This window comes from Luteibacter sp. E-22, assembly GCF_049913125.1.
Classification (GTDB): Bacteria; Pseudomonadota; Gammaproteobacteria; order Xanthomonadales; family Rhodanobacteraceae; genus Luteibacter.
Map to the genome: position 1 here is coordinate 1609027 of NZ_CP183975.1, position 21529 is coordinate 1630555.

Genomic DNA, 21529 nt, shown 5'->3' on the forward strand with positions numbered 1-21529 from the left:
CCCCCAAGGACACGCCATGTCGACCACCGCCTTCAGCGCCGACTTCTTCTGGCAGGAAGGCGCATGGCGCACCGGGGATGCCCCACTGGCCGTGGCCGGCCGGCGCTTCGCCGTGGCCACCGGCGCGGCCGAGCGCGCGGGTCGCTTCGTGCTCCCCGGCATGCCCAACCTCCACTCGCACGCCTTCCAGCGCGCCATGGCCGGCCTGGCCGAGCGTCGCGGTCCCGGCGAGGACAGTTTCTGGACGTGGCGCGAGACGATGTACGCGTTCGCCGAAGCGATCGATCCCGACGACCTCAAGGCCATCGCGACACAGCTTTACGTGGAGATGGTGAAGGCCGGTTACACCCAGGTCTGCGAGTTCCACTATCTGCACCACGGGCCGCGCGGCGTGCCCTATGCCGATCCCGCGGCGATGTCGCTGGCCCTCATCGAAGCGGCGAAGGAAGCGGGCATCGGCCTGACGCTGCTGCCGGTGCTTTACATGACCGGTGGCTTCGACGGCCGTCCCTTGAATGATCGGCAGCAGCGCTTCCGCCACGACGTGGGTGGATTCGTCGGCCTTCTCGAACGGTTGGCGCCGATGCAGGACGACATGTTCACCCTGGGTATCGCGCTGCACTCGTTGCGCGCGGTGCCGGAGGATGCCATGCGCGCGTTGCTTGCCACCGGCATCGCGCGTGGCCTTCCCGTGCATATCCACATCGCCGAACAGATCGGCGAGGTGCAGGATTGCCTCGCCGTGCGTGGTGCACGCCCGGTCGAGTGGCTGCTCGACCATGCCGACATCGACCCGCGCTGGACGCTCGTGCATGCGACCCACCTCACCGCGCACGAGACCGACCGGCTCGCCAAGAGCGGCGCGGTGGCCGGGCTCTGCCCCACGACCGAGGCCAACCTGGGCGACGGCTTGTTTCCACTGGCGGCTTTCATCGATGCGGGCGGTACCTTCGGCATCGGCTCCGACTCACACATATCGGTGTCGCCGGTGGAGGAACTTCGCTGGCTCGAATACGGGCAGCGCCTGCTCACGCGGCACCGCAACGTCGCGGCACGACGTCCCGAGGAAAGCGTGGGAACGGCTCTGTGGCAGCGCGCGTTGCACGGCGGCGCACGCGCCGCGGGAGTCGACGTGGGGCGCTTGTCTCCGGGTGCGCGCGCCGACCTGCTCGTCCTCGACGACCATTCGCCGTTGCTCGCGGCGCGCGAGGAGGCGGACGTCCTGGACAGTTTCCTGTTCGCGGGGAACACGCCCCTGGTGCGTGACGTGATGGTGGGCGGACAGTGGCGCGTACGCGACTTCGCGCATGCGGCGGAGACATCCGCCGCGCATGCCTACCGGGTGGTGGTCAAGAGGTTGGCGGCGGCCTGACCCGCCGGGCCCGAAGGACACTTTGGCTTGCCGTAGAGGCCTTCCGCCGCCGGTTCGTTCTTCTTCGCCGCGTCAGGCGAGGCGTAGATCGTCACGCCGAGGTCGCAATGGTTTTCACGCAGGGTGAAGCGAAGGGTGTCCATGCGCGTCGGCGGCTCGTCGTCGAGCGAGCACGTGCTGCCGGGAGCCAGGCGCACCACGACGCTATCGCCTTCGGATGCCAGCACGTCGAAGTGGACGTCCTTGCAGCCTTTCCAGCTCAAGGTGTCCTTGCCGATGCTGAGCATGCGCAGGCCGACGAAGGCGTTGCTGTAGGGTTCCCAGTCGCCGGCGAGCCAGGCGGGCGCGGGCTGGGCGGCGGCGGATATGAGGGCGAGGGCTAGCAGGGTGTTCATTTGACTCGTTTGCCTTTTGCTTCGATCGATATCGCCGCTGAAGCGGCTCCCACAGGGTACGCGGCAGCTGAAGCGGCTCCCACAGGGTACGCGGCATTTGTGAGAGCCGCTTCAGCGGCGACGGGTGCTTGCATCACGCTCCGGATCATGCTCTAGTCGACCCATGATTCGCCTCACCGCCAATAACGCCAATACCAATAATGCCCGGAACCTCGGGAGGGTCGGCGTGTAGGCGGTTGCAAGTGAAACCACCGATACACCAAAGGCCCGCCCTCACCAGGCGGGCCTTTTTCTTTGCACGTTTTCCTCATCGGGAGAGTGGTCCATGTGTTCGATCTTCGGGATGTTCGGCCTCGCCGCCGGCGACGACCTGGTCGCCCTGCGTACGCGGGCGATGGAGCTTTCGCAACGGCAGCGCCATCGCGGGCCTGACTGGAGTGGTGTGTATGTCGACGACGGCGCGATCCTCGTTCACGAGCGCCTCGCCATCGTCGATCCCGCCAGCGGCGCACAGCCTCTGCGCTCGCCCGAGGGCGATCTCGCGCTGGCCGTGAACGGAGAGATCTACAACCACCGCGAACTGCGCGCGGCCAGCGATTACGCTTTCACCACCGGCTCGGATTGCGAAGTGATCAACGCGCTCTACCGCGAGCAGGGCGCCGGGTTCCTCGACAAGCTCAATGGCATCTTCGCCTTCGCCTTGTGGGACGCCGGCAAGCGACGCTTCCTCATCGCACGCGATCCGCTTGGCGTGTGTCCGTTGTACTGGGGGCACGACAGGGAAGGGCGCCTGTGCGTCGCCTCGGAGATGAAGTCGCTGGTCGGAGTATGTGCCGACGTGGCCCCGTTCCCGCCAGGGCATGTGTACGACAGCGAACGCGACGAGGCGGTGGCGTACTGGACACCGCGCTGGCGCGACTACGACGCGACCCGCGGCACGTCGATCGAGCCCGCCGCCTTGCGCACCGCGTTCGAGGCGGCGGTGCATCGGCAGATGATGACCGACGTGCCTTATGGCGTGCTGCTGTCGGGAGGCCTGGATTCCTCGCTCGTCGCCGCCGTGGCCGCAGGGTTCGCGCGCCGTCGCATCGAGGAGGACGACCGGGGCGAGGCTTGGTGGCCGCGCCTGCATTCCTTCGCGATCGGCCTGGAGGGTTCCCCCGACCTGAAGGCCGCCGAGATCGCCGCCGAGGCCCTCGGCACGGTGCACCATGGGTTCCGCTATACCTTCGAGGAAGGCCTCGACGCGCTGCCGGAAGTGATCCGTCACATCGAGACCTACGATGTCACCACGATCCGCGCTTCCACTCCCATGTTCCTGCTCGCGCGGCGGATCAAGGCGATGGGGGTGAAGATGGTGCTCTCGGGCGAGGGTTCGGACGAGGTATTCGGCGGCTACCTCTATTTCCACAAGGCGCCCTCGGCGCGCGCGTTTCACGAGGAGACGATCCGCAAGCTCGACGCGCTGCATTATTACGATTGCCTGCGTGCGAACAAATCGATGTCGGCCTGGGGTGTCGAGGCGCGGGTGCCTTTCCTCGACACCGAATTCCTGGAGACCGCCATGTCCTTCGATGCGGAAGCGAAGATGGTGGCGCGCAAGGGCATCGAGAAGGGCATCCTGCGCGAGGCCTTCCAGGGCGCGCTGCCGGAATCGATCCTCTGGCGGCAGAAGGAGCAGTTCAGCGACGGCGTGGGTTATGGCTGGATCGACGGGTTGAAGGCACACGCGGAAAAGATGGTCTCCGATCGCGAATTCGCCGCGGCTGCCGCCCGTTTCCCGCTCAACACGCCGGCCACGAAGGAAGCCTTCTTCTACCGGACGCTGTTCGAGAAGCACTTTCCCGGCGAGGCCTGCGCGGCCACGGTGCCCGGCGGCAAGTCGATCGCCTGTTCGTCGCCGGCGGCCCTGGCCTGGGACCCTGCCTTCGCGGCGGCGGCCGATCCCTCGGGACGCGCCGTCCGCGGTGTACACCAGGAAGCCCTCCCAGCCTGACCCAAGCCTGGCGGGGACCTGACCGAAGCCCGGTGAAAGCCTGACCCAATGCCTGGTGGGAGCCGACCCTGTCGGCGATGGGTGCTCGCCGAAGCACCACCCACCATGCGGTGAACGCCCCGATTTGTTAGAATTCACCGCTTTAGCCGGCGCGCCCCGCGCCCGCACCACCAGGCATGCCAACCATGATCGAGACCAATCCGATCCTCGCGCAGATCGCGGACCTCAGGGGCCGCGTCGAGTCGCTTAGGGGGTATCTTTGACTATCCTGTCAAGAAAGAACGCCTAGAAGAAGTCAATCGCGAGCTGGAAAGTCCCAACGTCTGGGACGATCCCAAGCGAGCGCAGGATCTCGGCCGCGAGCGCGCCCAGCTCGATGGCATCGTCACCGGCATCGACGAGATGACCGGCACCCTCGACGATTCGAAGGAACTGCTCGAGATGGCCGCCGCCGACGGCGACGAGGCCACGGTGCAGTCGATCGTCGCCGACCTGGACAAGGTCGAAGCCCGCGTAGGCAAGCTGGAATTCCAGCGCATGTTCTCCGGCGAACTCGACTCGGCTCCCGCTTTCGTCGACGTGCAGGCCGGTGCCGGCGGTACGGAAGCGCAGGACTGGGCCGAAATGCTGTTGCGCATGTACCTGCGCTGGGCCGAGTCGCGCGGCTGGAAAACCGAATTGATGGAAGTCAGCGCGGGTGAAGTCGCGGGCATCAAGTCCGCCACCTTCCGCGTGGAGGGCGACTACGCCTATGGCTGGCTCAAGACCGAGATCGGCGTTCACCGCCTGGTCCGCAAGAGTCCGTTCGACTCCGACAACCGCCGGCACACCAGCTTCACCTCGGTGTTCGTCTCCCCGGAAGTCGACGACGACATCGAGATCGACATCAATCCGGCCGACCTCAGGACCGACGTCTACCGCTCGTCCGGTGCCGGCGGCCAGCATGTGAACAAGACCGAATCGGCGGTGCGTATCACGCACGTGCCGACCAACACCGTCGTGGCCTGCCAGACCGAACGCAGCCAGCATGCCAACCGCGACCGCGCGATGAAGATGCTCAAGGCCAAGCTGTACGAGCTCGAAGTGCAGAAGCGCAATGCCGAGAAGGATGCGCTGGAAGCGACCAAGTCCGACATCGGCTGGGGCAGCCAGATCCGCAACTACGTGCTCGACCAGTCCCGCATCAAGGACCTGCGCACGGGCATCGAACGTTCCGATACGCAAAAGGTGCTCGACGGCGACCTCGACGAATTCGTCGAAGCGAGCCTCAAGGCCGGCCTCGAAGCCGGTTCGAAACGCCTCGACGCCTGATCCACGCCGGGGCGCGACCGCGCCCCCGTTTCCTACCCAAGAAGCCGCCAATCCACGCCATGACCGAAAACGCCAACGCAGAAGCCTCCGCCATCGCCGCCGACGAGAACCGCCTCATCGCCGAGCGACGCGAGAAACTGAAAGCGCTGCGCGCGCAGGGCATCGCCTATCCGAACGACTTCAAGGTCGATAGCTTCGCGGGCGATCTCCAGGCCGAATTCGCCGACAAGGACGCCTGGACCGCGGAGGCCATCGAGGCCGCGCCGCGTCGCGTCGCCGTTGCCGGCCGTATCATCCTCATGCGCGGACAAGGCAAGGTCAGCTTCGTGCAGATGCAGGACGGCACGGGTCGCATCCAGTTGTTCGTCCATCAGGGCACCCTGGGCGAGGAAGCCTACGAGACCTTCAAACGCTGGGACCTCGGTGACATCGTCGGTGCCACGGGCGTGCTCATGCGCACCAAGACCGGCGAACTCTCGGTCAAGGTCGACGCTATCCGCCTGTTGACGAAGTCGTTGCGCGGTTTGCCGGACAAGCACCACGGCCTGGCCGACGTGGAGCAGCGCTATCGCCAGCGCTACGTCGACCTCATCGTCACCGAGGAGTCGCGCCGCACGTTCGCGCTGCGCTCGAAGATCATCAGCCACGTGCGCCGCTGGCTCGAGGCCGAGCCGCGCCGCTTCATGGAAGTGGAAACGCCGATGATGCACGTCATCCCCGGTGGCGCCACGGCGCGTCCTTTCACCACCCATCACAATGCGCTGGACATCCCCTTGTTCCTGCGCGTGGCGCCGGAGCTTTACCTCAAGCGCCTCGTCGTCGGCGGCTTCGACCGCGTCTACGAGATCAACCGCAACTTCCGCAACGAGGGCGTGTCCACGCGGCACAACCCCGAGTTCACGATGCTCGAGCTGTACCAGGCCTACGCCACGTACCACGAGATCATGGACATCACCGAGGGCATGATCCGCTCGGCGGCGGCCGACGTGGTCGGCGACACGGCCATCGAATGGGATGGCGCCACGGTCGATCTCGGCCCGGCGTTCCGCCGCTGGCGCATGGAAGACGCCGTGCTCGAACTCAACCCCGAGATCAAGCCGGGCGAACTGCGCGATCGCGAGGCCATGGCCGCGCATGCGAAGCGCCTGGGCGTCCACGTGAAGCCATCGTACGGATGGGGCAAGCTGCTGCTGGAGATCTTCGAGGCTACCGTCGAGCACACCCTGATCCAGCCCACCTTCATCACCGACCATCCGGTCGAGGTCTCGCCACTGGCGCGCGAGAGCGATACGGACAAGGGCATCACCGACCGCTTCGAGTTGTTCATCAACGGCAAGGAGATCGCCAACGGTTTCTCCGAGCTCAACGATTCCGAAGACCAGGCCGCGCGTTTCCAGGCCCAGGTGGACGCCAAGGATGCCGGCGACGACGAAGCCATGCACTACGACGCCGATTACATCCGCGCGCTCGAGGTCGGCCTGCCGCCCACCGGCGGCCTCGGCGTGGGCATCGACCGCCTCGTCATGCTGCTGACCGGTTCGTCGTCCATCCGCGACGTGCTGCTGTTCCCGACCATGCGTCCCGAGGCCTGAGCCGGCCTCGTTATCCGGAGACTTCCATGTTCTATGCCATCGTCGCCCTCGACCATCCGAACTCGCTGGAGAAGCGCCTCGCGGCGCGTCCGGCGCATATCGCGCGACTGAACGCGTTGAAGGACGAGGGCCGCCTGAAACTCGCCGGTCCGTTTCCCGCGATCGACGCGGAAGACCCGGGCGAGGCGGGCTTCGCGGGCAGCATGATCGTCGCCGAGTTCAGTGACCTCGCAGCCGCGGAAGCCTGGGCTGGCGCCGATCCCTACGTCGAGGCCGGCGTTTATCGCGACGTGACGGTCCGTCCTTTCCGCGCCGTCCTGCCATGACGATCGAGAAAGTCGAACGCATCCGCACCCTGTTGACCGAGGCCCTGGCCCCGGTCCAACTGGATGTCATCGACGAAGGCCACAAGCACGCAGGACACTCGGGCGAGGGCAAGGGCCATTTCTTCGCCCGGATCGTCAGCCCGGCTTTCGCCGGCAAGAACCCGATCCAGCGGCACCGCATGGTCTACGCGGCCCTGGCCGAGATGATGCCCGACGGCATCCACGCCCTGGCCATCGAGGCGAAAGCTCCCGGGGAGCCATAACCTCTCATAAAGGCTTTTTCGGTAAAACAATGGGTTAGCGCTTTAACCTCATGCTGCTTCGTGTATTGCGCACCCCGTCCCCCTTTGGCAAAGTGATCGATCAGCCAGGGGGAGGCTCCGAACGGGAGCCCACGGCCGCGTCCCAACGGAAAACATAATGCGTCTGACCACGATCAAGCTGGCGGGATTCAAGTCCTTCGTCGACCCCACCACGCTGCACCTGCCCACCAACATGACCGGCGTCGTCGGCCCGAACGGCTGCGGCAAGTCGAACATCATCGACGCCATTCGATGGGTGATGGGTGAATCGGCCGCCAGCCGCCTGCGTGGCGATTCGCTCACCGACGTCATCTTCTCCGGTTCGAGCGCACGCAAGCCGGTGGGCCAGGCCGCGGTCGAGCTGATCTTCGACAACAGCGACGCGACGATCCAGGGCGAATACGCCAGCTTCGCCGAGATCTCGGTGAAGCGCGTGGTCAGCCGCGACGGCCAGTCCGCCTATTTCCTCAACGGTGCACGCTGCCGCCGGCGCGACATCACCGACCTCTTCCTCGGCACGGGCCTCGGCCCCCGTTCCTACTCGATCATCGAGCAGGGCATGATCAGCCAGATCATCGAGGCCGCGCCCGAGGAACTGCGCACGCACCTGGAGGAAGCCGCCGGCATCTCCAAGTACAAGGAGCGCCGCAAGGAAACCGAGAGCCGCATCAAGTCCACGCGAGAGAACCTCGACCGTGTGCGCGACGTGCGCGACGAGGTCGAGAAACAGCTCGACCACCTGAATCGCCAGGCCCGCGCCGCCGAGCGCTGGAAGGCCTTCAAGGAAGAGCACACCCGCCGCGAGGCCGAATTGCGCGCGCTGGAATACCGCACGCTGCACCGGCGCCACGAGGGCGAGGGCTCCGGCCTGCGCGAAGCCGAGCTGGAGATCGAGAAGCACCTGGCCACGCAGCGCCAGGTCGAGGCACAGTTGGAAAGCGTGCGCGAGCGCCACCAGGGCGCCAGCGAACACATGAATCAGGTGCAGGCCGAGGTGTACAAGGTCGGCGCCGAGATCGCACGCGTCGAGCAACAGGTGCGGCACAACCGCGACCTCAACGAGCGCCTGACGCGTTCGCGTGCCGACGCCGAGCGGGAATACGAGGAACTGCAAGGCCACATCGGCGCCGATCGCGAGCAGATCGAGGCCTTGCGCATGGCGCTGGCCGAAGGCGAGCCGAAGCTGGAATCGCTGCAGCAGATCCAGGACGAGACGGGCGAGGCGCAGCGCTCGACGGAAGTCAGGCTCGCCGACTGGCAGCAGCGCTGGGACACGCATACGCGCGGCGCTTCCGAATCCAGCCGCGCCGCGGAAGTGGAGCGCACCAAGCTGGCCTACCTCGACCGCCAGGCGGTCGACCTGTCCAAGCGCCGCGAAGCGCTCGAGGCCGAACAGCGGGCCACCGACGTCGCCGCGCTCGACGCGGCCGCCGAGCAACTGGACACCGAACACGAGACCCATCGCGAACGGGTGGAGCAACTCGGCGGCGTGCTCGACCAGCACAAGGTCGCCTATGAGAGGGTGCTCGACGAGGAACGCCAGGTGCAGTCGGCGTTGAACGACGCCCGCCAGCAACTGCAGACCGCGCGCGGCCGGCAGGCCTCGCTGGAAGCGTTGCAAAGCGCGGCGCTGGGCCAGGAAGAAACCGCCGCCAGCGGCTGGCTGGCCCGCCTGGGCCTGGACCGCTCGCGCCGCCTCGGCGAATCTCTGCAAGTGGATGCCGGTTACGAATCCGCCGTGGAAACCGTGCTGGCCGGCGTGCTCGACGGCGTGCTGGTCGACGCCCCGGACGCGCTGACCCCCGAATTCGAGGCGCTGGGCCAGGCCGACGTCGCCTTGTTCGCGCGCGAGCAGGGCGGTCCCGGCAGCGCCGGTACGCTGGCCGCCCACGTGCGCGGTCCGTTGGCCGCGGTGAACCTGCTCGGTCATGTCTTCGTGGCCGATTCGGTCGAGGAAGCCGCCTCGCGGCTGGCCTCGCTGGCGCCGCACCAGTCGGTCATCACCCGCGACGGCGCCTGGATGGGCCCGGGCTGGGCCCGCGTGCTGCGCGCGCAGGGCAACCAGGTGGGCGTGCTCGCCCGCGAGCGCGACATCCGCCAGCTCGCCGAACAGATCGAAACGCTCGAGGCTTCCATCGAGGAACGCACCGAGCAGCTGGAAACCCTGCGTACCCGCAAGTTCGAGACCGAGCGCCTGCGTGACGATGCGCAGCGCGATCTCTACGCCGCGCACCGCCGTCTGTCCGAACTGGCCGGCCAATTGCAGAGCCATCGCGGCAAGATGGAAACGGCGCGCGCCCGGGCCGAAAAGGTCGGCGGCGAGATTTCGGTCATCGTCGAGCAGCTCGACGAACTCGAAGGACAGACCCGTGAAGCCCGTGCCCGCCTCGACGAGGCGGTGGGCCACATGGGTGACCGGGAAGACGAGCGCCGAGGCCTGGAAAACGAGCGCCGCGAGCTGCTCGAAGCACGCGAGGAGGCGCGCATCAACGCGCGCGAAGCCGCCGACCAGGCCCATCAGCTCGCGTTGAGCATGGAGTCCAAGCGTTCCGCGCTGGGTTCGCTGGAACAGGCGCTGGGCCGCCTCGACACGCAGCTTCGCCAGGTGGTGGCGCGTCGTGACGAGATCGACCAGCAGCTCGCCGCGGGCTCCGACCCCATCGCCGAACTCGAGGCCGAGCGGCAGACCTACCTCGACCAGCGCCTGCTGGTCGACAGGCAACTGGTGGAAGCGCGTCGTGCCCTGGAAGACTGCGATGCCGAGTTCCGCCGCCTCGAACAGGAGCGGCAGCGTATCGAGCACGTGCTCAACCAGGTGCGCGAGAGCGTGTCGGAGAAGCGGCTCGCCGCGCAGGCCCTGCAATTGCGCGCGGAGCAGCTGGCCGAGGCCATCGCCACCTCCGGGCTCGAACTGGAGGCCTTGCTCACCGAACTCGCCGAGGACGCCGAGCCGGAGCGCTGGCAGCAGCAGTTGACCGAACTATCGCAAAAGATCGCCCGCCTGGAGCCGGTCAACCTCGCGGCCATCCAGGAACACGCCGAGCAGTCGCAGCGCAAGGAATACCTCGATGCGCAGCTGACCGATCTCGCCAGCGCGCTGGAGACGCTCGAAGGGGCGATCAAGAAGATCGACCGCGAAACCCGCCAGCGTTTCAAGGAAACGTTCGATCGGGTGAACGCGGGCGTGCAGGAGCTTTTCCCGCGCTTGTTCGGTGGCGGCCACGCTTATCTCGAACTCACCGGCGAAGACCTGCTCGATACCGGCGTGGCGATCATGGCGCGGCCCCCCGGCAAGCGCGTGTCGAACATCACGCTGCTTTCCGGCGGCGAGAAGGCGCTCACCGCCGTATCGCTGGTGTTCGCCATCTTCGGCCTCAATCCGGCGCCATTCTGCCTGCTGGACGAGGTGGATGCGCCGCTGGACGAAGCCAACGTCGGCCGCTTCTCGGCCATGGTCCGGGAGATGAGCGAGAAGGTGCAGTTCATCTTCGTGAGCCACAACAAGGCCACGATGGAAGCCGCACACCAGCTCTGCGGCGTTACCATGCGGGAGCCGGGCGTGTCGCGTCTCGTCCAGGTCGACCTGGCCGAGGCAACCAAGCTCGTCGGCGTCGCCTAAGCATCACATCCAAGGAATCGACCATGAACCCCGTCATCGGCCTCGCCTGGAATCCCGCGGTAGGCATCCCGATGCTCTTCGTCGGCATCGTCGTGCTCGTGCTGCTCTGGCTGTTCGGCCAGCCACGCAAGGAGCAAGGGCGCCGAAAGCCCGTGCAGGAGCAGCCCGAACGCGCGCGCGAACGCCGCGAGCCGGTGTTCGGCGACGAGCGGGACGAGCTGGACGCCGAGGCGCAGGAATCCTTCAGCGCGCGCGACGAAGACGCCGGCGATCCGCTGTTCAGCCCGAAGCCGGCGCAGGGCGAACTGGATGTCGACCTGCGCGCCGAGCTGGAGAGGCTGGGTGCCTCGCTGGCGGGCGAGCGCACGGCGTCGGCCGCCCCCGTGATGAAGGACGAGCCCGCCCCTCGCGGCCCGTCGTCTCGGATCGATCCGCGCCTCGACCTGCCGTTCGAGACCGACGAACCCGCTTTCCATGCCGCCGCGCCCGTACCGGCTCCAGCGCCGGCCCCGGCACCCGCACCGGCGGCTCCGCCGACACCTCCGAAGGCGCCGCCTCGTTCCGATCTGGGCCGCCGCCCGCCGCATGCGCCGGTCGAGCGCATCGTCAGCCTCTACGTCGTTTCCCGCGAGGGCAGCAAGTTCAACGGTTCCGACCTCGTGGTGGCCGCGGAAAAAGCGGGCCTCGAGTTCGGCGACATGGGCATCTACCACCGACTGGTCGACGGCCATCCGGAACAGGGCCCCATCTTCAGCGTGGCCAACCTGGTCAAGCCGGGTAATTTCGACATGGCACGCATCGCGACGCTGCAAACACCGGGCCTGTCGTTCTTCATGGCCTTGCCGGGTCCGGTGTCGGCACTGGATGCCTGGGACGCGATGCTGCCCACGGCGCAGCGCCTCGCCGAATTGCTCGACGGCCTGGTCCTGGACGAGGAACGTAACGCCCTCGGCCGCCAGCGCATCGCACACATGCGTGACGAACTGCGTGGCTGGGACCGCGGCCACGAAGGCGAAGAGATCAAGTTCGGCCAATAATCATGTACACGCCGAAGGCCTTCCGCGAAGAACGTCTGCCAACACTGCACGAGGCGATCCGCGAGATCGCCTTCGGCACGCTGGTGACGTCGGGCGAGGGTGGCATCGAGGCCTCGCACCTGCCTTTCGTACTGGCACCTGACGAGGGCCCGTTGGGCACGCTCTACGCCCACGTGGCGAAAGGCAACGACCATGTCGCCCGGCACGTTGGCGAGGCCTTGTCGATCTTCGCCGGCCCGCATGCCTATATCTCGCCGAACGGCTATCCCGGCAAGGCCACGCATCATCGCGAAGTGCCCACCTGGAACTACATCGCGGTACATGCCTATGGCGTGCCGGAGACCTTCGCCGATCCGGCCCGCCTTCGCGCCTTGCTGGTACGCCTGACCGACCAATCCGAGACGGACGCGGCGCAAGCGCGGCCGTGGCAGGTGGACGACGCACCGGCCGATTACGTCGCGAGCATGCTCAAGGGGATCGTCGGCATTCGCATTCCCCTCGATCGCATCGAGGGCAAGTGGAAACTGGGCCAGAACCGCACCGGGGAAGACCGGCGCGGCGCGGCGGCACTGCTCGCCGAACGGACCGGCGACGACGAACAGGCCATCGCAAGGGCCATGCGCTCGTTCGTGGCCTAGCGCCTCCGATCCGTCGTCCAGGCCGCCCTTGCGGCGTGCATTCACACTGTCGCAACACCCCTCTGCGTCACTGTCTTGGCCTTCGCGTGCCCGGGTCATTGGCACGATGCATACATCCGGCCCGGCATGCTCGTCCCCATCTTCGAGGAACGCGAGTCAGATGTCGGCCAGCCCGTGTGCGCCATTTCGCATTTATTACCTGCACCCGCTGCTGGCGGGGCCGCTGACCGCCTGGAACGCGTGGATCGAGCACGCGGCGGCGCTCGGCTTTCGCCAATTGCTGGTGGCTCCCCCGTTCGAACCGTCGGCGTGTGGCGACGTCTTCGTGACCCGCGATTTCGACCGGCTGCATCCCGCCCTCGGTGCGGACGGCGACGCGACGACGCGGCTGGCGCAGATCGCCAAGGCGTGCCGCGCGCACGACCTCGAACTCTGGCTGGACCTTCCCCTCGACGAACTGGCCGCGGATGCGCCCGTACGCCAGGAGCACCCGGAATGGTTCCGCGCGGTCGCCGCGCAACATGGCACGCCCGACCCCCGCTGGACGCCGAGCGAAAGCGATAGCGCGCGCTGGCGGTTCAACGATCCCGCCGTGGTCGATGCGGCCTGCCAGTGGTGGATCGACCGCTTGCGTCGCTGGACGGCGGCGGGTGTATCGGGTTTTCGCCTGGTTCATCCGCAGCGCCTGGGCGCGACGGTGTGGAAGACGCTGTTCGATGCCGTTCGGGCGGACGCGCCCCGGACGGCGTTCCTGGCGTGGACACCGGGCCTGACGCCGGATGAGGTGGCTGCGTTGCGTGGCGCGGGCTTCGATGCCGTCGTCTCCTCGGCCAGCTGGTGGGACTTCCGTTCCTCGTGGTTCGTGGAGGAGGCCGAACGCCTCGACGCGTTGGCGCCCGTCCTCGCCTGCACCGAGGCGCCGTTCTCGACACGGCTGGGTGACGAACTGGGCGAGGAAAACCAGCTCGACCACGCTTACCGCCGCGCCATCGCCTTCAGCGCCACGTCGCCTGCCGGATGGATGATGCCGCTCGGGTTCGAGTACGCCGTGCACGATGCGCTGGACCCTCGCCGCGGAAACCCGGTGACGCCGGCGGCATTGGCCAGGGACGCGGTGCTGGATGTCACGGAGACGGTGAAGGCGGCGAACGAGTCGGTGGGCGAACACATGCCGGGGCCGCCGCTGATCCGGACGAGCCATGGCGTGGCGACGTTCCTCACCGTGGATGGCGCGGACCCACGCACCGCCGGACGCGCCACGCTGACGCTGGTGAACGCTTCCATGGATCGCGAGGTGGCGCTGGGCGCGGCGGAGGCGTTGGCCGATGCGGCGGCCCATTTCGCTCCCTGGACCACGCCCGATGGCCGCAAGATCTTCGACCAGGGCGACGGGGTGATCCTGGAGCCCGGTGCCGTGCTGACGTTGCGGGGTACGCAGGCCGTGCCGGCGAAGCGGAAGCTCGGGGCTGTGGCCCAGAGGGAATTCCTGCAAGCGTCCACCCGCGCATCACGGGTAATCATCGAGGCGGTGGCACCCACGGTGGATGCGGGGCGGTTTCCCGCCAAATGCATCGTCGGCCAGCCGGTCGCGGTCACGGCGGATATCTTCATGGATGGTCACGATGTGCTTTCCGCGCGGCTGCGATATCGCGCACAGGACGAAAAGACCTGGCGCGAAACGACGATGGCCTTGGTCGATAACGACATCCATGCCGCCAGTTTCACGCCGACCCGCATCGGCCGCCATGAATTCCAGATCGAGGCGTGGCGCGATCCGTTCGCGACCTGCCGCCATGAAATCGAGTTGAAGCACGCCGCGAACGTGCCCATCGCCCTGGAGCTGGAGGAGGGCAGGTTGCTGGTGGAAGCAAGGGCGAAGGATGCCGCCGGCCCGAAGGCTAGGGCCTTGCGCAACCTCGCCGCGGCCGTGACCAAGGCCGAAGGGGACGACCGCCTGGAGATCCTGCTCGCCGATAGCACGTTGGACCTTATGACCGCGACCGATCCGCGCGAACGGTCGAGCGTGGCGGGGCCCTATCTGCTCGAGGTGGACCGGCGCGAGGCCGGATTCGCGAGCTGGTACGAGTTGTTCCCTCGTTCGATGACCGGGTCCAAGGAGAAACACGGCACGTTCCGCGGCACGATCGCGCGTCTTCCGGCGATCCGCGAGATGGGCTTCGACGTGTTGTACTTCCCCCCGATCCACCCCATCGGCACGGCGTTCCGCAAGGGACCGAACAACACGCTCAGTCCCGGTCCCGGCGATCCGGGCAGCCCCTATGCCATCGGATCGCCGGAAGGCGGCCATACCGCTATCCATCCACAACTGGGAACGCTTGAGGACTTCCGCGCGTTGCGCGACGCCGCCCATGCGCATGGGCTGGAACTGGCCCTGGATTTCGCGATCCAGTGCTCGCCCGACCACCCATGGTTGAAGGAGCATCCGGAGTGGTTCGACTGGCGCCCCGACGGTAGCATCAAGTACGCGGAAAACCCGCCGAAGAAATACCAGGACATCGTCAATGTCGACTTCTACGCCGAGGGCGCGATTCCCTCGCTCTGGCAGGCGCTATGCGACGTGGTGCTGTTCTGGGCCGCCGAGGGCGTGCGCACGTTCCGCGTCGACAACCCGCACACGAAGCCCTTTCCCTTCTGGGAATGGATGATCGCGCGGGTTCGCGCGAAGTATCCCGACGTGTTGTTCCTTTCCGAGGCCTTCACGCGTCCCAAGCCGATGTATCGCCTGGCCAAGGTCGGCTTCAGCCAGTCGTACACGTATTTCACGTGGCGCAATTCCAAGCAGGAATTCATCGATTACCTGACCGAGCTGACCACCACGCCGCCGAAGGATTTCTTCCGGCCGAACTTCTTCGTCAACACGCCGGACATCAATCCGTACTTCCTGCAGACCTCCGGACGCCCGGGCTTCCTGATCCGCGCCGCGCTGGCGACGACGCTGTCGGGACTGTGGGGCATGTACTCCGGTTTCGAGATCTGCGAATCCGCGCCGATCCCCGGGAAGGAGGAGTACCTCGATTCAGAGAAGTACGAGATACGAATCCGCGATTTCGACGCGCCGGGCAACATCGTGGCGGAGATCGCCCAGCTGAATCGCATCCGCCGTGCCCATCCCGCCTTGCAGACGCATCTTGGCGTGCGCTTCCTGCCGGCGAATAACGGCCAGGTATTGTTCTTCGAGAAACGTGCCGGCGACGACCTCGTCCTCGTGGCGATCAGCATGGACCCGCACAACGCCCAGGCGGCCGACTTGAGCCTTCCGCTCGGCGACTGGGGACTATCGGCGGATGCCCCGATCGACATCCACGACCTCCTGCACAACCAATCCACCACCTGGCGCGGGTCCACGCAGCATGTATGGCTCGGCCTCGGCCAGCCCTACGCGGTGTGGCACGTGCGGCTTCCGGGAGTCTGATCCATGGCAATGCGCGGCAAGGGAAAGAAGCAGGCGGTCGCTCCCGACTTCTCGAGCGATCCACTCTGGTACAAGGACGCGATCATCTACCAGGTGCACGTGAAGTCGTTCTTCGACGCCAATGACGACGGCGTGGGCGATTTCCAGGGCCTGATCGACAAGCTCGATTACATCGCCGAGCTGGGCGTGAACACGCTGTGGCTGCTGCCGTTCTATCCGAGCCCGCGGCGGGACGACGGTTACGACATCTCCGAGTACAAGGCGGTCCATCCCGACTACGGCAAATTGTCCGATGCCCGGCGCTTCATTGCCGAGGCCCACGCGCGAGGATTGCGCGTCATCACCGAGCTGGTCATCAACCACACCTCGGACCAGCACCCGTGGTTCCAGCGTGCGCGCAAGGCGAAGAAAGGTTCCGCCGCGCGGGATTTCTACGTCTGGTCGGACACCGACCAGGCCTATGACGGTACGCGCATCATCTTCCTCGATACCGAGAAGTCGAACTGGACATGGGACCCGGTGGCCGGCCAGTACTTCTGGCACCGCTTCTTCTCGCACCAGCCGGACCTGAATTTCGACAACCCGGCGGTCCTCAAGGCGGTGCTCGACGTGATGCGCTTCTGGCTGGACCTGGGCGTGGACGGCCTGCGCCTGGACGCGGTGCCGTACCTGATCGAGCGCGAGGGCACCAACAACGAGAACCTGCCCGAGACGCACGCGATCCTCAAGCTGATCCGCGCCGAGATCGACCAGCACTACCCGGACCGCATGCTCCTGGCCGAGGCCAATCAATGGCCCGAGGACACCCAGGATTACTTCGGCAACGGCGACGAATGCCACATGGCCTTCCATTTCCCGCTGATGCCGCGCATGTACATGGCGATCGCCCGCGAGGACCGCTTCCCGATCACGGACATCATGCGGCAGACGCCGGCGATCCCGGACAACTGCCAATGGGCGATCTTCCTGCGCAACCATGACGAGCTGACCCTCGAGATGGTGACCGACAACGAGCGCGATTACCTCTGGCAAACCTATGCCGCGGATCGCCGCGCGCGGATCAACCTGGGCATCCGCCGCCGTCTCGCGCCCCTGCTCGAACGCGACCGTCGCCGTATCGAACTGATGAACGCGCTGCTGTTGTCGATGCCGGGAACGCCGGTGCTGTATTACGGCGACGAGATCGGCATGGGCGACAACATCCACCTGGGCGATCGCGACGGCGTGCGTACGCCGATGCAATGGTCGGTGGATCGCAATGGCGGATTCTCGCGCGCCGATCCGGCGAGCCTGGTTCTTCCGCCGATCATGGACCCGCTGTACGGCTTCCAGGCCATCAATGTGGAAGCGCAGGCGCGCGATCCGCACTCCCTGCTCAACTGGACCCGCCGCATGCTCGCCGTGCGCAAGCGCTACAAGGCGTTCGGGCGCGGCAGCCTGAAGTTCCTCTACCCCGGTAACCGCAAGGTGCTGGCCTATCTGCGCGAATACGACGACGAACACGTGCTGTGCGTGGCGAACATGTCGCGCTCGTTGCAGGCGGTGGAACTGGACCTCGCCACGTTCGACGGGCAAGTGCCCATCGAGATCATGGGCGGTTCCTCGTTCCCGCCGGTGGGGCAGCTGCCATACCTGCTCACCGTGCCTCCCTATGGATTCTATGCGTTCCAGATCTGCCCGAACGCGCAGATGCCGGCATGGCACGAGGTACCGGCCGAACCGATGCCCGACTACGAGACGCTCGTACTGCGTGGCGCCCTCGTCGAAGGCCCGGTGATGGCCCATCACCGCGGGGTGATCGAGAAACAGGTGCTGCCGAACTACCTCGCCGTGCGCCGGTGGTTCGCGGCCAAGGATCGCGGCATCGAGTCGGTGAAGATCCTCTACGGCGCCGCCTGGCCCGACCGTGGCGACGACCTCATCCTTACCGAGGTGGAAGCCACGCTGTCGGACGGAGGCAAGGAGCGCTACAGCCTTCCGGTGGGTATCGTCTGGGAAGACGAGAACCCGACCGCGCGGGCGCAGCAACTCGCCCTGGCACGCGTTCGCCGTGGGCGCCGGATCGGCTTGCTCACCGATGGCTTCGCACTCGAGGCGTTCGCCAGCGGTCTCCTCATCGGCTTGCGCAACGGCGTGGAACTGGCGACGCAAGGTGGTGTCGTGCGCTTCGAGCCCACCATCGCCTTTGCCGGCATCACGTTCGACACGGCCATCGAGAACCGCTGGCTTTCCGCCGAGCAATCGAACAGTTCGATGATCCTGCACGATGCCGGGGTGGTGAAGTTGTTCCGGCGTACCTCGGCAGGCGTCAATCCCGAAGTCGAAATGAGCCGCTTCCTCACCGAGAACGGCTACGCGAATACCGCGCCGCTGCTGGGTGAGGTGGTGCGACTGGGCGAGCACGGCGAGCGGACCACGCTGGCGGTCCTGCAGGGTTTCCTGCGCAACCAGGGCGATGCGTGGGCGTGGACGCTGGATTACCTGCGCCGCAGCTACGACGAATTCAGCCATTCCGGCGAGGAGGAACGCAAGGCGGAGATCGAGGGCGGCTACGACGCGTTCGCGACGGCTGTCGGTACACGGCTGGCCGAACTGCATGCGTTGCTGGCGGAACCGAGCGAACTCCCGGCATTTTCGCCGGAGTCGGTGAGCGAGGCCACGGTGCAAGCCTGGCGTGAAAGCGTGCGCGGCCAAGTGGAGCGCGCGTTGCTGTCGGTGGATGCGGAGACGGAACTGTCACCGACCCTGGTCGCCGACGTGGACGCACTGCGCGGCCTCGCGCACGCACTGGACGAACGCATCGGTACGCTGGCCGCGGCCGGGCACGGTGCACTGGCCACGCGCATCCATGGCGATTTTCACCTGGGCCAGGTGCTGGTCGTGCAGGACGATGCCTTCATCATCGATTTCGAAGGCGAGCCGGCGCGTACGCTCGACGAACGTCGCAGCAAGAGTTCGCCACTGCGGGACGTCGCCGGCTTCCTCCGCTCGCTCGACTACGCCGCGGCGATGGCCCGGCGCGGCGAGGACGGCCTGGCGCCGGCCGAGGACGAAGGATTCGGCGATTACCTGGCCCGCTTCCGCCAGCGTTCGGCAAAGGTATTCCTCGCCGCGTACCGCGGCGTGCTGGATGCCGCCCCCGTGCGCTGGATCGCGCCCGGGGCGCTGGCACCCCTGCTCGAACTCTTCGTCATCGAGAAGGCGGCCTATGAAGTCGCCTACGAGGCGGCGAACCGTCCGGGATGGCTCGACGTACCGTTGCGTGGATTGCTGCAGATCGCGCGTGGCGGGATGGCGAACGAACTGAAGGAGGATACGTGACCGATCCTCGCACTTACGGCCTGGCCGATCCCGCCGCGGTCGACGCGCTGGTCGAAGGACGGCACGGCGATCCGTTCGCGTTGCTCGGCCCGCACGCGGTGGATGGACGCCGCGTGGTGAGGGCCTTGCAACCCGGCGCGCAGGGCGTCGAGTTGATCGATGCCCAGGGCCGCGTGATCGCCGGACTGGCGCGGGTCCATCCGGGAGGGCTGTTCGCGGGTTTCGTCGAAGCCCCCGCGTACCGGCTGCGCGTGCATTGGCCGGCGGCCACGCAGGACACCCACGATCCCTACGCCTTCGGCACCCTGCTGGGCGAGGACGACCTCCGCAGGCTCTCCGACGGTAGCCACACCGAGTTGTTCCGTTGCCTGGGCGCCCACCCGGTCACCATCGATGGCGTGCACGGGGTGCGCTTCGCGGTGTGGGCACCGAATGCCAAGCGTGTCAGCGTCGTGGGCGACTTCGACAGCTGGGACGGGCGCCGTCACCCGATGCGCAAGCGCGTGCCGGCAGGCGTCTGGGAACTGTTCGTACCCGGCCTGCTCGCAGGGGCGCGCTACAAATACGAGATATGGGGTGCGGACGGCTCGTTGACCCAACGCGCCGACCCGGTGGCGCTGGCCGCCGAACTGCCGCCCGCGACGGCTTCGATCGTGGCCGATCCCACGGCCTTCCACTGGACCGACGATGCCTGGCTGCGCCGGCGCGGGGCGCTGCATCACGCAGGCTCGCCGCTGACCATCTACGAATTGCACGCCGGGTCGTGGCTGCGTGGAAAGGATGGCGGCGAACTGCATTGGGACGAGCTCGGCGAACGCCTGATTCCATACGTCGCCGGGATGGGTTTTTCGCATATCGAGTTGCTGCCGGTCTCCGAGCATCCGTTCGGCGGCTCGTGGGGTTACCAGCCGCTGGGGCAATTCGCGCCGACCTCGCGCTTCGGTACTCCGGAGGCATTCGCGCGCTTCGTCGACCGCTGCCACGAAGCCGGCATCGGCGTGATCGTCGATTGGGTACCGGCGCATTTCCCGACGGACATCCATGGCCTGGCGCACTTCGATGGCACGCCGTTGTATGAACATGCCGATCCGCGCGAAGGCTTTCACCAGGACTGGAATACGCTCATCTTCAACCTCGGCCGCAACGAGGTTTCGGCCTTCCTCGTCGCCAGTGCGCTGGCATGGCTCGAACGCTTCCATGTGGATGGCCTGCGCGTGGACGCGGTGGCGTCGATGCTTTATCGCGACTACTCGCGCAAGCAGGGCGAATGGGTGCCGAACATGTACGGCGGCCGCGAGAACCTGGAATCCATCGCTTTCCTGCGTCGTGTCAACCAGCTGGTGGCGGAGCGCCATCCGGACTGCATGACCATCGCCGAGGAATCCACGGCGTGGCCCGGCGTGACCCAGCCAGTGGAGCAGGGCGGCCTGGGTTTCACCTTCAAGTGGAACATGGGTTGGATGCACGATTCGCTGGAGTACATGTCGCGCGATCCGATCCACCGCCGCTGGCACCACGGCGAGATGACCTTCAGCATGGTCTACGCATATTCCGAGAAGTTCGTGCTGCCGCTGTCCCACGACGAGGTGGTGCACGGCAAACGGTCGTTGCTTGGCCGCATGCCTGGTGACGAGTGGCAGCGCTTCGCGAACCTGCGCGCGTACTACGGTTTCATGTGGGGACACCCCGGCAAGAAGTTGCTGTTCACGGGTGGTGAAATCGGCCAGCCCCACGAATGGAATCACGATGCCCAGATCGCCTGGGACCTGCTCGACCATCCTTTGCACCTGGGCGTGCAGAAGCTCGTCCGCGATCTGAACCTGCTCTATGCCGCCACGCCCGCCTTGCATGCCTGGGACACGGACCCGCGTGGATTCCGCTGGGTGATCGGTGACGACGCCGCGCAGAGCGTCTTCGCCTGGCTGCGCATGGCCGATGGCGATCGTCCCGCCCTGGTGGTGAGCAACATGACCCCGACGCCTCGCCATGGCTTCCGCATCGGCGTGCCGGAGCCGGGCCGCTGGCGCGAAGCGATCAACTCCGATGCGGCGGATTACGGTGGGTCCGGCGTGGGCAACGAAGGCGAACGATACGCGCAAGACGTTCCCGCGCACGGTTTCGACCGCTCGCTGGTGATCAGCCTGCCGCCCCTATCCACGGTCATCTTCGTGGCCGATTGACGAGGAA

At 66.6% G+C, this 21529-nt stretch carries 13 protein-coding genes; 12 read left to right on the plus strand and 1 reads right to left on the minus strand.

Annotated elements, in window-relative coordinates:
- Positions 1-16 precede the first annotated feature (16 nt).
- Complete coding sequence (locus tag ACN9M2_RS07135; RefSeq protein ID WP_426287405.1) at positions 17-1372, plus strand: formimidoylglutamate deiminase; 1356 nt, start codon at positions 17-19, stop codon at positions 1370-1372.
- Here ACN9M2_RS07135 and ACN9M2_RS07140 read toward each other — a convergent pair.
- Entirely contained in the window at positions 1336-1767 is a 432-nt protein-coding gene (locus ACN9M2_RS07140) for a hypothetical protein (protein ID WP_426287406.1), read from the minus strand. The genes ACN9M2_RS07135 and ACN9M2_RS07140 overlap by 37 nt on opposite strands.
- Positions 1768-2092: 325 nt before the next feature.
- Here ACN9M2_RS07140 and asnB point away from each other — a divergent pair, with 325 nt between their 5' ends.
- The 11 genes from asnB to glgB all read left to right on the plus strand — a co-directional run bounded on the left by asnB (position 2093) and on the right by glgB (position 21522).
- A complete protein-coding gene (gene asnB / locus ACN9M2_RS07145; protein ID WP_426287407.1) occupies positions 2093-3763 on the plus strand; it encodes an asparagine synthase B in 1671 nt (556 codons plus the stop codon).
- Between the two features lie 185 nt (positions 3764-3948).
- A protein-coding gene (gene prfB / locus ACN9M2_RS07150) for a peptide chain release factor 2 (RefSeq protein WP_426287408.1) occupies positions 3949-5074 on the plus strand; the annotation gives its coding sequence in 2 pieces (ribosomal slippage) (positions 3949-4023 and positions 4025-5074; 1125 coding nt in all).
- 59 nt (positions 5075-5133) lie between these two features.
- A complete protein-coding gene (gene lysS, locus ACN9M2_RS07155; RefSeq protein ID WP_426287410.1) occupies positions 5134-6666 on the plus strand; it encodes a lysine--tRNA ligase in 1533 nt (510 codons plus the stop codon).
- 26 nt (positions 6667-6692) lie between these two features.
- Positions 6693-6992, plus strand: coding sequence for a YciI family protein (locus tag ACN9M2_RS07160; RefSeq protein WP_426287411.1), 300 nt, complete (start codon positions 6693-6695; stop codon positions 6990-6992).
- 2 nt (positions 6993-6994) lie between these two features.
- The gene (locus tag ACN9M2_RS07165) at positions 6995-7255 is read left to right on the plus strand and encodes a BolA family protein (protein WP_426287884.1); all 261 of its coding nucleotides are present in this window, start codon (positions 6995-6997) and stop codon (positions 7253-7255) included.
- 157 nt (positions 7256-7412) lie between these two features.
- On the plus strand, positions 7413-10913 hold the full coding sequence (smc, locus tag ACN9M2_RS07170) for a chromosome segregation protein SMC (RefSeq protein ID WP_426287412.1): 3501 nt from the start codon (positions 7413-7415) through the stop codon (positions 10911-10913).
- 23 nt (positions 10914-10936) lie between these two features.
- A complete protein-coding gene (zipA, locus tag ACN9M2_RS07175) occupies positions 10937-11950 on the plus strand; it encodes a cell division protein ZipA (RefSeq protein WP_426287413.1) in 1014 nt (337 codons plus the stop codon).
- A 2-nt stretch (positions 11951-11952) separates the two neighbouring features.
- Positions 11953-12588: an FMN-binding negative transcriptional regulator gene (locus ACN9M2_RS07180; protein ID WP_426287414.1), complete on the plus strand. Its 636-nt coding sequence runs from the start codon at positions 11953-11955 to the stop codon at positions 12586-12588.
- Positions 12589-12748: 160 nt separating this feature from the next.
- Positions 12749-16021 (plus strand): maltotransferase domain-containing protein, encoded by a 3273-nt coding sequence (locus ACN9M2_RS07185; RefSeq protein WP_426287415.1) that lies wholly within the window; start codon positions 12749-12751, stop codon positions 16019-16021.
- Positions 16022-16024: 3 nt separating this feature from the next.
- Positions 16025-19342, plus strand: a complete 3318-nt coding sequence (treS, locus tag ACN9M2_RS07190; protein WP_426287416.1) for a maltose alpha-D-glucosyltransferase — start codon at positions 16025-16027, stop codon at positions 19340-19342.
- A complete protein-coding gene (glgB, locus tag ACN9M2_RS07195) occupies positions 19264-21522 on the plus strand; it encodes a 1,4-alpha-glucan branching protein GlgB (RefSeq protein ID WP_426287417.1) in 2259 nt (752 codons plus the stop codon). The genes treS and glgB overlap by 79 nt, the downstream gene beginning before the upstream one ends.
- Positions 21523-21529 lie beyond the last annotated feature (7 nt).